At 65.4% G+C, this 12,903-nt stretch carries 14 protein-coding genes; 9 read left to right on the top strand and 5 right to left on the bottom strand.

The annotated features are described in order from the left end of the window. The first annotated feature begins 47 nt into the window (after nt 1-47). Genes F4560_RS02830 through F4560_RS02820 form a run of 3 tightly spaced genes read left to right on the top strand, consistent with a single transcriptional unit; the run spans nt 48 to nt 2,777 of the window. The gene (locus F4560_RS02830) at nt 48-1,049 is read left to right on the top strand and encodes a LacI family DNA-binding transcriptional regulator (protein WP_184915786.1); all 1,002 of its coding nucleotides are present in this window, start codon (nt 48-50) and stop codon (nt 1,047-1,049) included. Continuing rightward, nucleotides 1,049-2,152, top strand: a complete 1,104-nt coding sequence (gene galK / locus F4560_RS02825) for a galactokinase (protein ID WP_184915782.1) — start codon at nt 1,049-1,051, stop codon at nt 2,150-2,152. Before F4560_RS02830 ends, galK begins: the two co-directional genes overlap by 1 nt. After that, nucleotides 2,142-2,777 (top strand): hypothetical protein, encoded by a 636-nt coding sequence (locus F4560_RS02820; RefSeq protein ID WP_221483308.1) that lies wholly within the window; start codon nt 2,142-2,144, stop codon nt 2,775-2,777. Before galK ends, F4560_RS02820 begins: the two co-directional genes overlap by 11 nt. Here F4560_RS02820 and F4560_RS02815 read toward each other — a convergent pair. From F4560_RS02815 to F4560_RS02805, 3 genes are all read right to left on the bottom strand, one after another. After that, complete coding sequence (locus F4560_RS02815) at nt 2,774-3,292, bottom strand: AAA family ATPase (RefSeq protein WP_184915780.1); 519 nt, start codon at nt 3,290-3,292, stop codon at nt 2,774-2,776. The two genes, F4560_RS02820 and F4560_RS02815, sit on opposite strands and share 4 nt — an antisense overlap. Beyond that, nucleotides 3,255-3,839 (bottom strand): flavoprotein, encoded by a 585-nt coding sequence (locus F4560_RS02810; protein WP_184915777.1) that lies wholly within the window; start codon nt 3,837-3,839, stop codon nt 3,255-3,257. The genes F4560_RS02815 and F4560_RS02810 overlap by 38 nt, the downstream gene beginning before the upstream one ends. A gap of 129 nt (nt 3,840-3,968) precedes the next feature. Further along, entirely contained in the window at nt 3,969-4,886 is a 918-nt protein-coding gene (locus tag F4560_RS02805) for a hypothetical protein (protein ID WP_184915775.1), read from the bottom strand. A 10-nt stretch (nt 4,887-4,896) separates the two neighbouring features. Here F4560_RS02805 and F4560_RS02800 point away from each other — a divergent pair, with 10 nt between their 5' ends. Both F4560_RS02800 and F4560_RS02795 read left to right on the top strand, forming a co-directional pair. Then, nucleotides 4,897-5,208, top strand: coding sequence for a hypothetical protein (locus F4560_RS02800; protein WP_184915772.1), 312 nt, complete (start codon nt 4,897-4,899; stop codon nt 5,206-5,208). A gap of 217 nt (nt 5,209-5,425) precedes the next feature. Further along, complete coding sequence (locus tag F4560_RS02795) at nt 5,426-6,154, top strand: alkaline phosphatase D family protein (RefSeq protein ID WP_246477706.1); 729 nt, start codon at nt 5,426-5,428, stop codon at nt 6,152-6,154. Between the two features lie 458 nt (nt 6,155-6,612). On the opposite strand, the gene F4560_RS02790 is transcribed toward F4560_RS02795, so the two are convergent. After that, a complete protein-coding gene (locus F4560_RS02790; RefSeq protein ID WP_184915769.1) occupies nt 6,613-6,924 on the bottom strand; it encodes a hypothetical protein in 312 nt (103 codons plus the stop codon). A gap of 199 nt (nt 6,925-7,123) precedes the next feature. After that, nucleotides 7,124-7,492, bottom strand: a complete 369-nt coding sequence (locus F4560_RS02785; protein ID WP_281391865.1) for an Imm1 family immunity protein — start codon at nt 7,490-7,492, stop codon at nt 7,124-7,126. A 544-nt stretch (nt 7,493-8,036) separates the two neighbouring features. Between F4560_RS02785 and F4560_RS02780 the strand changes: the two genes are divergently transcribed. The 4 genes from F4560_RS02780 (at nt 8,037) to F4560_RS02765 (ending at nt 12,709) form a co-directional block, all read left to right on the top strand. After that, nucleotides 8,037-9,311, top strand: a complete 1,275-nt coding sequence (locus tag F4560_RS02780) for a helix-turn-helix transcriptional regulator (RefSeq protein WP_184915765.1) — start codon at nt 8,037-8,039, stop codon at nt 9,309-9,311. A gap of 394 nt (nt 9,312-9,705) precedes the next feature. Continuing rightward, the gene (locus tag F4560_RS02775) at nt 9,706-10,050 is read left to right on the top strand and encodes a WhiB family transcriptional regulator (protein WP_184915762.1); all 345 of its coding nucleotides are present in this window, start codon (nt 9,706-9,708) and stop codon (nt 10,048-10,050) included. After that, on the top strand, nt 10,047-10,382 hold the full coding sequence (locus F4560_RS02770; protein WP_184915759.1) for a hypothetical protein: 336 nt from the start codon (nt 10,047-10,049) through the stop codon (nt 10,380-10,382). Before F4560_RS02775 ends, F4560_RS02770 begins: the two co-directional genes overlap by 4 nt. Then, on the top strand, nt 10,379-12,709 hold the full coding sequence (locus F4560_RS02765) for an FtsK/SpoIIIE domain-containing protein (RefSeq protein WP_184915756.1): 2,331 nt from the start codon (nt 10,379-10,381) through the stop codon (nt 12,707-12,709). Before F4560_RS02770 ends, F4560_RS02765 begins: the two co-directional genes overlap by 4 nt. Nucleotides 12,710-12,903 lie beyond the last annotated feature (194 nt).

Genomic DNA, 12,903 nt, shown 5'->3' with positions numbered 1-12,903 from the left:
CGTGCACTGCCCCACCAGCCCGACACCGAAAGCACCGGAGGCGCCGCTTGGCCACGCTGAAGGACGTCGCCGCACTTGCCGGCGTGTCGGTGAAGACGGTGTCCAACGTGGTCAACGGCTACGCGTTCGTGAAACCCGAGAACCGCGCCCGGGTCGAGGAAGCGCTGATCACCACCGGCTACCGGCCGAACCTTGGCGCCCGCAACCTGCGCCGGGGGCGGACCGGGTTCGTCGCCCTGGTGCTGCCGGAACTGGTCGTGCCGTACTTCGCCGAGCTGGCCGGGCTGGTGCTCGGCGCCGCCCAGGAACACGAGTGGAACGTGCTGATCGAGCAGACCCTCGGCACCCGCGAGGGTGAACGGGACACGCTCGCGTCGCTCGGTCCGCACATGATCGACGGCGCGATCGTGAGCCCGGAGGCGTTGGAGGCGCGGGATTTCGGCGAGCTGGCGCCCGGCATCCCGGTGGTCATGCTGGGCGAGCACTCGGTGGACCTGCCGATCGACCACGTCGGCATCGACAACGTGGAGGCGGCCAGGGTCGCCGTGGCGCACTTGGTCGCCCTCGGGCGCACCCGGATCGCGGCGATCGGCGCGCACCCGCACCGCGGCACCGCCGCGCAACGCCTTGCCGGCTACCGGATCGCGTTGGCCGAAGCGGGGTTGCCGGTCCGCGACGAGCTGGTGGCGACGGCGTTGAACTACCACCGGCGTGACGGCGCGGAGGCGATGACGCGGCTGCTGGCCGCCGACTCGCCGCCGGACGCGGTGTTCTGCTTCAACGACCTGCTGGCCGTCGGCGCGGTGCGTGCGGCGGTGGAGCGGGGCGTGCGCGTGCCTGCCGACATGGCGGTGGTCGGGTTCGACAACATCGAGGAAGGCACGTACAGCGTGCCGTCGTTGACCACGGTCGCACCGGACAAGGCCGCCATCGCACGGGCCGCGGTGGACTTGCTGCGTCGACGCGTGGAAGAGCCGGAACGTCCGCCCGAGCACGTGCGGACGCCGTTCTCGTTGGAGATCAGGGAAAGCACGAGGGGTGGCGCGTGATGCGTGACGGGGTTTTCGAGGCGCCGGGTCGGATCAACCTGATCGGCGAGCACACCGACTACAACGACGGTTTCGTGCTGCCCATCGCGTTGCCTCACGTCGTGCGGATCACCGCGGCGCGGCGGGACGACGGTGTGCTGCGGGTGGCGTCGCGTCAGGCTCAGGGGGTGGCCGAGCTGCGCCTGGTCGACCTCGCGCCGGGCGCGGTGACCGGGTGGGTCGCCTACGTGGCCGGTGTGGTGTGGGCGTTGCGCGAGGAGGGGCACCCGATCGGCGGGTTCGGGCTGATGGTGGACGGGAACGTGCCGTTGGGCGCGGGACTGTCGTCGTCGGCGGCGTTGGAGGCGGCCACCGCGTTGGCTGTGACGGAGCTGTCCGGTGTGTCGCTGGACCGGCGTACGTTGGCGCGGATCACGCAGCGGGCGGAGAACGACTTCGTCGGGATGCCGTGCGGGATCATGGACCAGTCGGCGTCGTTGCTGGCGCGGGAGCGGCACGCGTTGCTGCTCGACACGCGCACGATGGCGACCGAGCACATCCCGTTCGACCTCGCGCCGGCCGGGCTCGCGCTGCTGGTGGTGGACACCAAGGCGCCGCACCGGTTGGTTGACGGCGAGTACGCGGCGCGGCGGCGGGATTGCCATCGTGCGGCGGAGTTGCTGGGCGTGCCGGCGTTGCGCGACCTGGACGAGCCGGACCAGGACCTGCCGGACCGGCTCGCTCGGCGGGTGCGGCACGTGGTGGCGGAGAACGCGCGCGTGCTGGAGGTGGCGGAGCTGCTGCGGACGGATCGGATCCGGGAGATCGGGCCGTTGCTGACCGACTCGCACACGTCGCTGCGGGACGACTACGAGGTGACCGTGCCGGAGCTGGACGTGGCGGTGGACGCCCTGGTCGCGGCGGGCGCCCTGGGTGCCCGCATGACCGGCGGCGGCTTCGGCGGCTGCGTGATCTCCCTGGTGGAGGACACCGCCGTAGAAGCCTGCACCAGGGCCGTCCGAGCCGCGTTCGCCGACAAGAACTTCACCACCCCCGACTGCTGGACCGCCACCGCGTCCGCCGGCGCCCGCCGGGCCGACCACGTTCCCGCTGGTGTCGACTAGCGGTGTGGGCGAACGGGTGCCGGTGCTGGTCCACGAGGCCCGGCTGGGAGCCGACCGGTACCGGGTCGTCCGGCCCGCGCGGTCGCTCGGCCAGGCGCTGCTCGTGGACGACGACCGGTGGCTGACCTTCTCCCTCGACGCGGGCAGCGCGCGGACGGTGGCCGGTTTGTGGCTGCTCGCCGCGCGCTCCCAGCGTTCGCTGATCCACCTGCCGCTGCGGGCTGCCGGCGCTCCCGGTGACGGCAGCCGGCTGGACCTGGTGCTGCTGCACCACTCGCTCCAGTTCGCGCCCGCCCGGTGGAAGGAGCTGCGGACGCGACTGGGTCCGGGCCGGCCGCACGTCGCCGAACTGCCGCGGGCGCGTCCCGAGGTCGACCTCGCGGCCCGCCACTACCGGGAGAACCGCGACCTGTTCCACCAGCACGTCCACGCGGAGACGCTGTTCATGACCGGCAGCGCGCGGCTGTTCACGGAGACCGCCGGACACTTCCTGGACGTCGCCCAGCACGGGCCGACGGGCGACGACCAGCACTACTGCGCGCGGATCCACTCCAATGACGGCATCCTCGGCAACGCCCGAGAACTCCACATCGAGTACCGCGGCCTGCCCTCCGGTGACGTCTAGTTCAGCCCTAGTCGTGCGGCGATCTTCCGGGCGACTTCGGGTGCGGGCACGTCGGTGGTGTCGATGACCTCGGCGGCGTCGCGCAGCCACGGGAGGGCGGCCTGGTAGCGGTCGACGTGGTTCAGGCGCCATTCCTGCGCGCCGGGATCGTCGAGGTCGCCCTTGATGCGGTCGACGAGCGCGTTCTTCTCGACGTGGAGGAGGAAGTGCCGGACCTCCAGGCCTTCGTCGCGCAAGCCGGTGAAGATCTCTTGGAGGTAGTCCTCGTTCAGGACGGTCTGCGGGATGACGAGGTTGCCGCCGGCTGAACGGACGATCTCGACCGCCGTGCGCGCCACCAGCGGACGCCACGGCGCCCAGTCCTGGAAGTTCTCGACCGGCTCCGTCATCACATGCCGCAGCATGTAGCCGACGTGCTCGGAGTCGAAGATCCGCGTGTCCGGCAGGATGCCCGCCAACTCGCCCGCGGTCGTGGTCTTACCCGCGCCGAAAGTCCCGTTCAGCCACACGATCATGCTCGACGGTACCGCGACCCGCTGTGATCGCCTCCAACGCCAGGTGCCAGGGGTAGGAGTCCATCACTTGGCCACCGGTCCGAGGCGGATGCGGCACGAAGCCGTCCTCGCCGAAGAGCACCGTGACGCCGGATTCACGCAGTTCCGCAACGCTCCGGTGGAACACCCGGTTGTTCGCCAGCGCCGTGTTCACGAACGGCAGCACCGCGATCGGCAGGCCGAGCCCGGTCAGTTCGGCCAGCTGAGTGAGCACGTAGGTGTCCGCGATCCCCGCCGCCCACTTGTTGATGGTGTTGTAGGTCGCCGGCGCAACGACCACGGCAACGGCCTTGGGCAAGGCGGGCTGCCCCGCACGTTGCTGACCGGTGCGCACCGGGTGTCCGGTGAGTTCCGCCAACGCGTCCAGACCAAGGAAGTACTCGACCGCGGACGGCGTGGCGATGCACCAGACGTCCCAACCGTCCTCTTGGGCGAGCTTCACCACCCGCTCGACGTGATCGGCCGGCCCCGCGCCACAGATCATCAGGTAGAGAACCGGTGCGCTCACGCCTCAACCCCCGCCCGTCCGGCCATCTGCCGAACCACCCGTGCCGACTCACCCGTCGTGTTGTGCAGCAGCGACCGGAGCAACCCGTGTGCCAACGGTCGGCAGCGCACCTCTTCCGGCGCGACTCGTTCAGCTTGCCCGAGAAAGCGGACTGCCTCCCGGTAGTTGCCGACGCCGGCGTGTGCCTCGGTGAGGTCGAGCAGGTAGTTCGACTGTCGCTCGGCCGACAGCGCCATGACCGCACGGAGGTCGATCGTCTTGGCGAATTCCATGGCGCGCCCGGCTTCGTGCAGTCGCAACCAGTGCCGACACGCGGTGGATCATGGTGTTGGCGAGCCCGAAGAACGTGTGGTGGTCGTCGTGGTGAGGCTGGAACCTGCGTGCGGCAGCCATCGCCTCTTCGTGCATCTGCCTGGCGAGCGAGGCGTCCTCCTGCCCGGCCGCCGTGATCGAGGCCGCGAGGTACAGCATCCCCTGTAGTGCCAGGAGTTGCCCGACGTCGGCGTTGACCTCGTCGCGCATCCGGTCGGCCATGGCCAACAGCACCGCTATGGCCTGCGGCTGTTCGTGGATTCCGGTCATCGCCCGGGCCACGCTGCGGGTCGCCCTGGCCATGGACCAGGTGTCGTCAACGCTGAGTGCGGTGTGCATGGCACGATCAGCTGCGAGCCACGCGACGTCATGTGATTCGAACTTCAACAACATGGATGACGCCAGGCGATAGGCCGTCACCACGCTCCGGGATACTTCGACGTGATCGGCCCCGACATCGGGCCGCGCGGCGGCTTGGGCGTCAGCCATGAGCTTCGGCAGATGGCGGGCGACGACCGTGAACCGTGACGTCATCCAGGCGTGGTCGAGGTACGAAGCCTGACGTTTGATGTCGGCCAAGCCGATCTTCTCGGGGACACGGACGGCCACGCCTGGATATGTCGCAAGAGCGGTGCGGATGGCTTGGACTTCGAATGTGTCCACGCAACGTCGGGTGCGTTCGGCGCGGACCGGGTCGGTGAGCACGGCAGGGTCGATCCCCAGTGCGTCGGCCACGGCTTCGATCATGGGCAGGCGTACCAGCTCGCGTTCGCCTGATTCGACCTTCGCCGACGCTCCGCGACTGTTCGCCATCGTAGAGGAGTACGGCGAAGCGGAGGACGCACGCGTCGCGGGGTACGGACTGGCTTACCCCGACCGTGCCGAAGTCGGCTCCGTGGAAGGCGGCTTCCGACTCAGCTCCGAGAGCGCGGAGAGCGCCCGGATGGTGTTCGAGATCAGCTCCCGCTCGGCCGGGACGCGGCGGGCGCATGTGGTGTGGCTGGGTGAGACGGCTGCTCCGTCAGTGGCGGGAGGTATGGAAATCTGCGATCGGTGAGGGCCAACGCCATTCGCCATGTTCTTCGGTAACCAATACATCGGACAGTTGGACAGGCATTCACCTGCGACGTCACGTGCGGAGGTCCGATGTGGCGCACCGGCGGCCTCTTGGGGCTCCACCCGGCGTACACGTCGGGGATGGCCGCTGATCACCTTCGCCGTGTACGCAGTACCGGAAACGCGTTCTTCCCCGGCCCTGCACCGAAGGAGAGCCGATGTCCCCACTGACTCGACGAACGCTCATCGCCGGCGGCATCGCGAGCGCCGGCGTTACGGTTCTCGCACCCACCACCGCGAACGCCATCTCCTACCCCTTCACGCTCGGTGTGGCTTCGGGTGAGCCGGCGGCTGACGGGTTCGTGATCTGGACCCGTCTGGCGCCGAGCCCGCTCAACGCCGACGGCCTGGGCGGCATGACCAGCGCCTCCGTCACGGTCGAGTGGCAAGTCTCGACCGACCAGCGGTTCACCCAGATCGTCCGCAGCGGCACGGCGACCGCATCGCAGACGCGGGCGCACAGCGTCCACGTCGAGGTGACCGGCCTCCTCCCCGGCCGCGAGTACTTCTACCGCTTCCGCGCCGCTGGCCACATCTCCCCCGTCGGCCGTGGCGTGACGGCGCCCGCGGTCGGCACCAGTCCGTCGTTGACCATGCTCTTCACCTCGTGCTCGCACTTCGAGGCCGGCTACTTCACCGCCTACCGCCGCATGGCCGAAGAGAACCCGCACCTGATCCTGCACCTGGGCGACTACCTCTACGAAGGCGCCGCGTCGACGACCGCGGTCCGCAAGCACGCGCCGACGGTGGAGATCGCGAACCTCGCCAACTACCGGGTGCGTCACGCGCAGTACAAGACGGACGTGGACCTCCAGGCCGCGCACGCCGCCGCGCCGTGGCTCGTCGTCTGGGACGACCACCATGTGTGTCAACTAACAACAGCTTAGCAGGCTCTACGAGCCTCTAGCTGGGGCAAGGTGCGGTGCATGATCTTGATACCCAATTCAAGCCGTTGGGCCAGCGCTCATATCTGGAAAGGGCACCCAGAGTTTGACTGCCTGGAAACAGTGCGCTCTGCCAAGGTGAACCTCAGCAGGAAACCGTCAAGGCGAAGGGCCTAACCGGCCCCCAAGGTCAGATGGCCACGACTTCAAATAGGTCCTCAAACTTCATAGGCGCAAGTACCGTCAGCGCCCCTCCGATGAAGGCTGGACCGGGCTGCATTTCCCCGGCGCATATACGCATGACTGTGGACCGTGCAAGGCGCATCTCTTTAGCCAAGGCGTAGCCACTCCGGAAGCCAGCGAGTGTCACGGCTTTGGAAAAATAATCCGCGCGAAGTCTGACTGAGTACCGATGGGACGTGGGTGCCGCGTCATGGTCCTCTAATGCGACAACGCTCGGCCTAGTCATTGCCATTTGTAACATGGTCAAAGTCGTCAAGACCGAGGACGCTCAACACCTTGATTGCCTCCCCCATGAACTTCCTGAACGCGCGCTCATCGGTAAAGTGCAGGCTAACCGCGCCGTCCGCAAATGAGAAGAACGCCGCCTTGCCCGTAACCTCATACTCGATCAAGCAGTTCGCGTCGATGTCTGCACTGGTACGGACTCGCGCACCAAGCTCGGCTTGCATTTCTTCAGTCACTCTTTCCAGTTGTGACGCATTGGCAAACCCGCCACGCACGCGGGATGGCAATGCGCCGGTTCGGTTCAATAAGTCAAGCCGTAATCGCCTGAGCGCCGGTACACGTGTCTTCGTGGTAGGCAAGCTTGGCCTGATCGGCAATCTGCATACCGCAGCGGTAGCAGGATTGACTTAGTCGGTCTAGTAGTTGCTTACGTGTTTCACTGCGGCGCTGGCGCATCCAAGGCTTCAGGCTAGTCACCGCATACCTCCTAAGGAAGTATTTCGGTCAGTAGGCGTCGTATGGACGCCACTGAATGCAACTCGGTCGCTTGCGCGTCATCAGCCATTCGACTAGCGCGGAGCGCGCGTCGACAATCGAAATGGCGGCAGTGCGAGGAAAAACAGTGCCCGTCGATCCGCTGAAAATTAGATCCACATCCGGCACCGGGCGTATTGGGTTGTATGAGTTCGCGATGGTCAGGTGTGGGTCTTCCTGATCCATGTAGTTCAGCGCAGCGAACCCGTATGCCGGTCGGACGCTTACTCGTAGTTGGTGGTTTGGGTGCGGGCCTTCCTGGGTGACTCGAAACTCACTGTCACCGACGTACATCATTGTTTCCCATTCGGTGTGGTCCATGCGCAGTACCTCGTCCATGAGTCGCGTGGAGTTACGCATTCCCTCAGTGACGCGAGCAACTCCAGTCGTCAGCACTGCTGTCACAAACATGCGCTTCCACTCAAATTTTGCGCGACTCTCCACGAAGGGAGTGCGCCCGATGAGCCCTGTTTCTCGTCAACGGTCGCGCCGGGCGAGGACGGATGTCTATGCCGAGTTCGACATGCCTCATGTTCAACTCGGCATAACGCCTGTCAGGGGTCGGACTAACAGCGATCGGTGTAACCCGATGGTGTGCACATGAGCTCGTAGGTACTCTGGGTCCCAGGTAGGCGTCCGCCGCGACCGTGACGGGGGAAGTCAAGAGATGGGTGCACCTGGTTCACAGGGCGCGGCCCCTAGTGGCGGCCGTCGCTGTCAGGGCTGCAACGCAGTGCTTGCTGCCGACAACTCGGCCCGGCTGTGTGGACGTTGCCACAGGGAGCAACGCGATCAACTTCGGACACCTCCCGCACAATTGCGGCATGAGTTCTTTGAGACGGACGACTTTCGGGCGGCCTTTGCGAGCCAGCACATCGGGCGAGTGTTCAAGGCATATAGGAACCATCCGCGCCACCTGACCTTGTTCGGCAAGGCTCTTACGCAAGAGCTGCTAGGACGATGGTTGGGCCTGACTCAAGCTCAGGTAAGCAGGATTGAAAACGGTAAGCCCGAGCAGTACCTTGAGACCCTGCAAAACTGGTCCAAGATCCTGCATCTCCCCCCGCATATGCTTTGGTTCGACCTTCCGGGTCAAACGCGCTTGCGGCTTCCTGAGTCAAGGTCCATCCGAGCGGATGGCGGGCCGGTGGATTCCGAGGTGCAGAACCGAATCCTGGTCGCCAACACTGGAATGGACACGGCTGAGCTAGTGCGACGCGTCCGTGCCTCGGCAATGGATCAGCCAACTATTGACGCGCTGAGTCTGACCGTGGAACAACTGTGCTGCGACTATGCGCACGCTGACGCGCGGGAACTCATGCGTAAGGGCAGGTACTGGCTTAACCATGTCAGTATGCAGCTAGGAAAGCAGTTGACCCTTCCTCAGCATCGCGACCTCCTGCACAATGCGGGATTGCTGGCGTTGTTGGTCGGCTGTCTTGAAAACGACTTGGGCGACATGAATGCCGCCAAGGCGACTCGCAGAATGGCACTGGAACTAGGGAACGAGTCCGGTGATGCTTCAATCGTTGGCTGGGCTCACGAGATGTTGGCCTGGTTCCACCTCACGGCGGGAAACTATCGCGCGGTGATTCAGGCCGCGCAAGCGGGTATTATTTCGGCCCCGTCCCAGTCGGTTGCGGTTCAGCTCTATGGGCAGCAGGCTAAGGCGTATGCGCGAATGGGAATGGCCGAGGATGTATACGCAGCTCTAGAGCGTGGCAGTGAGCTACTGGGCGAATTGCCGTATCCGGAGCGTCCCGAAAACCACTTCGTAGTCGACCCAGAGAAGTGGGACTTCTACGCGATGGACACGTACCGGATCGTTGGCCGCGACGATTTGGCTAAGCGGAACGCCGAAGAAGTGATCCGGCGCAGCGTGACTACGGACGGTTTCGTCATCTCTCCCATGCGCAGCACAGAGGCAAAGCTGACGCTAGCCGTCGTCGCGGCCCGGTCGGGTGATGTGGAAGGCGCTGCGGCTGCTGGCATGGAGGCGTTGCAACACGGGCGACAGAGTCGGCCGTCTCTCCTCATGGTCGCATCTGAGCTGGACGATGAGCTAAGCACATATGGCGTCCGTGCCGGCTCCGACTTCCGCGACCTGTTCAAGCAGGTTAAGGCTGGCGTCGATCACCCCCGCGCAGACGGCGTGTGATGGACCGCTGATCAACATCCTCGCACTGAATATCGCTGTACCCGGATATTCTTCCTGAGCATATCGCGTTGGGATGCACCGTTCCTGACCTGCGGTATGTCATCGCCGGCATACGTATATCTACCGTGTGACATAGTCGTGGTCGCAGCGTTCCCGCCTACTTGATGGCACGGCCCGTGAATTCACGAGCCGACGCCTCAAGTGAAGGAACACCAATCATGCGTATGTCGCGTACTGAGTTGCTGTCTCTAAGGCAAGTGGCGTGGCTGACTGGCGGCAGTGTGGCCAATGTGTGCCGTGCGGTTCGTGTCGGCACGCTGCCCGTGGTGTGGCGGCGTGGCGAGATGCGAGTTCCGTGCACCGCCGTTGCGCACCTGGTTGGCGGTGCCCACCGATGAACGACTTCTACGAGAGGGTTGCCGCCGATCTTGACGGGTGCGCGGAGCTGGCGGATGACCAGCTTGCGCACGCGGTCCGGAATCGGGGCCTGTGCGGGTGGCTGTCGACTAGTGGCGAGTACCCGGAGTGGACGGGTGACTTCCGGTCGGATCGGGAGTTGGCCGCGCGTGTGTGTGCGGCGTGTCCGGTCCAGCGTGAGTGTCTGGAGTGGGAGTTCCGCACTCGTGGTCACGCGACGGCCGGCGTGTGGGGTCCGTTGCCCGAGGACGAGCGGCGCGCGGTCTACGAGTGCTGGGAGGAACGCCGTGACGGCGGCACCGTAGCGGGTGAGCAGCCATGACGGGGATCGAGTTGTCCCCGGCGCTCATGTTGTCCGGGCTAGTCGCCGTCCTGGTGCTCTGGGTGGCGTGGCGACTGTCGATCAGGAGGGCGCGTAAGGCGGCTAAGGCTGCCCGTGGTGGTGTGCGGCTGCTGTCGCTGACAGGTCGGGTGGTCGTGGGCGCTCTGCTCATCTCAGGGGTGCAGTGGCTGGCGCTGACGCACCCTGACACGTCGGGGTGGGTGAAGCTGGCGGCGTTGGCGGTGCCGGCGATGTTCGCGTCATGGGTCCTGGTCCGGGCGCTGACCGTGGCGGCCGTCGATGACCGGGTTCGGGGGCAGCGCCGGCGATGACCTCTCAAGGTGATCTTGCTGACGGTGGCGGGGAGCTCGTCCGTCAAGTCCTAGATGGAGAGTTCGTCTCCGAGAGCAAAACCGTTACAACACAAGGGAAATCGCCGCTCAAGATTAAGGCAGCCGTGCGGTCCGTCGTGGATCTTGACGTGATGATCCGGGTGCGGTCGGTGATCACGTACCGGGCGCGCAATGTGCCTCGCGATGTAGTCCGCCTGTTGTGGTTCCTCACCCGGGGAAGCGGGCGGTGGATCGCCAAGGGGTGGCGGTGGGCGTCGTACTCGGACCTTCGTGCCGACGCCCGAGCGGCCCGGCTGTCCGGGGACGTCCAGGCGCGGCGCACGGCTCAGGAGTTGATCAGGTCCGACGCGAAGGCGCGGTGGGCCAAGTTGGGGATCTTCCTGCGGAGGGTGCTTGTCGGCGCGGCGGCCGTGACGACGCTGCTGGTCCTCCTAGCGCTCATGGACGCCGTTCTGGACCGGTCGGCTATGCCGGGGTGGCTCAGGGCCGTCTACTCCATCAGGGACGCTCTGACGGCTGCGGTTTCGGCGGTATTGCCGTGGTTTCCCTCGCTGGCTGTGGCCGGGGTGGTCGTGGCGGCCGTGTGGGAAGGCCGTGACCGCACACCGGGTGCGGGATGGCTGACGCGACCGGACCGGCACGATTCCGATTCCTGGGTGGACGAAAGGATGATCACCAGGGCGCTTGCGCATCTGGGAATCGCGCCCCTGAATTCCTTCCTCAAGGGTGGCGGCGAACTCGTCTACACCGTTGCCGCGCGAAAGGACGGAGACGGCACCCAAGCGCAAATCCGCCTGCCGCTCGGAGTTACGGCGGAGATGGTATCCGACCGGCGGAAGGTGTTGGCGGCCAACCTTGGTCGCGCGTCATTGGAGACGTGGCCCACCACGGGTGAGGAAGACGGGCTTCTGGATCTGTGGATTGCTGACAAGGGAACTCTTTCCGGTGGTGCTGGCGATTGGCCGCTGTTGCGTGATGGAACCGTTGATGTGTTCGAGGGTGTCCCGTTCGGTTTGACGCAACGCGGGTTGGTGGTCAATGCACCGCTGATCGGTAGCAATTGGTTGATCGGTGGTCGGCCGGGGCAGGGGAAGACGAACCTTCTCCGGGTGCTCATGGTCGGAGCGGCGCTCGATCCCACCGCCGAACTGTGGGTGTTTGTGATGGGCGAAAGTCCGGACTTCGATCCGCTGGCACCGCGCTTGAGTCGCTATCGCATGGGAATGGATGATTCGGTCGCGGCCGATGCCGTCGGAGCGCTTGAGGACCTTCTAAGTGAGATGGAGCGTCGTGGTCGTGCCCTCGGGGAGCAGTCGGGTCGGCCGCCGAAGGTGTCGCGGCGACTTGCCGATAATCCGCGTTTGGGGTTGCATCCGATCGTTCTGTCGATCGATGAGTGTCATGAACTTTTCCAGCACCCGAAGCACGGAAAGCGTGCGGAGGAATTAGCGGTCAAACTGATCAAGCGTGGCCGAAAGTACGGGATCGTTGTCCTGTTGGCGACCCAGTCGCCGACAAAGGACAGCATTCCTAAGGAGATCACGCGTAACGTGGCCTGTGGCGTGGCGTTCGCCGTCGCGGACCATATTGCCAATGACGGACTGTTGGGATCAGGTAAGTACCGGTCCGGCGTGCGGGCTACTGAATTGAGGATGCATACCGATCGGGGAACCTGCGTTGCAGTCGGGGTCACACACAATTCGTTTGAGCTTGTACGCACGTTCTATCTGCCGTTCGAGGACGGTATTGACGAGGTGACACCCGTCATCGCACGCGCGATGTCCGATGTCGCGTCTCCGCGCCTCACGGCGGGTCCCGCCCCGAAAGAAGTCGAAGCCACACCAGTTGACCATCTGCATGACATCCGATCGGTGATCGAAGGGGAAAGTCGTGTCCGCACTCAAACTGTTCTCGCGCGACTCGTCGCGCTCAATCCAGATGAATACGAGCCGTGGACCGCGCGTGATCTGCGGGCCGCGCTTGTCGGGTTGGGTATCCGGCCCCGTAAATCCGATGGCGCGATGGTCGTTCGGTTCGAGGACGTTGCCGACGCGATCGCCCGCCGCAGCCACGACGACGCTGGTTGCGGAACCTCTGTGGACGGTAGGGGGGAGACAGGGAGTCAGGGATCTTTCCCTGCCCCCTCCCTGGACCCGCTTCCCTCTGCTGAGCAGCGGAAACGCCTGTCAGGGAGGCAAACCGGTCCGCTTGTGAGCGGTCCGGCGACGGGCCGGGTTCCGGGGTCTGGTGGGCTTGTCGGTGGCTCCCTCCCTACAGAGGGCGAGGCAGGGCCGCACGATGACTGACGCCACCGTTCCAGCGTCCACAGAGGATGATGGGCGGCGGATTCCGGCGACGCTCACGACAGGATCGGACGGTGCACTGTGGGTCACCGTGGACGGCGTAGATGTACGGCAGTTGGCGGACAGGATCAATGAGGTATGCGAGGTACTGATTCCGGAACAGCCACACGGACGGTGACCCCGTCTGCCTTAACGAC

Source organism: Saccharothrix ecbatanensis (assembly GCF_014205015.1).
In the GTDB taxonomy this organism is placed as follows: Bacteria; Actinomycetota; Actinomycetes; order Mycobacteriales; family Pseudonocardiaceae; genus Actinosynnema; species Actinosynnema ecbatanense.
The sequence above is the reverse complement of the archived record's forward strand: the minus strand, read 5'-3'. Positions and strand labels throughout refer to the sequence as shown.

Excerpts from the sequence above, each read along its gene's own strand:
- galK (WP_184915782.1), top strand. The coding sequence starts at position 1,049 with ATGCGTGACGGGGTTTTCGAGGCGCCGGGTCGGATCAACCTGATCGGC.
- F4560_RS02815 (WP_184915780.1), bottom strand. The coding sequence starts at position 3,292 with ATGATCGTGTGGCTGAACGGGACTTTCGGCGCGGGTAAGACCACGACC.
- F4560_RS02800 (WP_184915772.1), top strand. The coding sequence starts at position 4,897 with ATGGGCAGGCGTACCAGCTCGCGTTCGCCTGATTCGACCTTCGCCGAC.
- F4560_RS02795 (WP_246477706.1), top strand. The coding sequence starts at position 5,426 with ATGTCCCCACTGACTCGACGAACGCTCATCGCCGGCGGCATCGCGAGC.
- F4560_RS02785 (WP_281391865.1), bottom strand. The coding sequence starts at position 7,492 with ATGGACGAGGTACTGCGCATGGACCACACCGAATGGGAAACAATGATG.
- F4560_RS02775 (WP_184915762.1), top strand. The coding sequence starts at position 9,706 with ATGAACGACTTCTACGAGAGGGTTGCCGCCGATCTTGACGGGTGCGCG.
- F4560_RS02770 (WP_184915759.1), top strand. The coding sequence starts at position 10,047 with ATGACGGGGATCGAGTTGTCCCCGGCGCTCATGTTGTCCGGGCTAGTC.
- F4560_RS02765 (WP_184915756.1), top strand. The coding sequence starts at position 10,379 with ATGACCTCTCAAGGTGATCTTGCTGACGGTGGCGGGGAGCTCGTCCGT.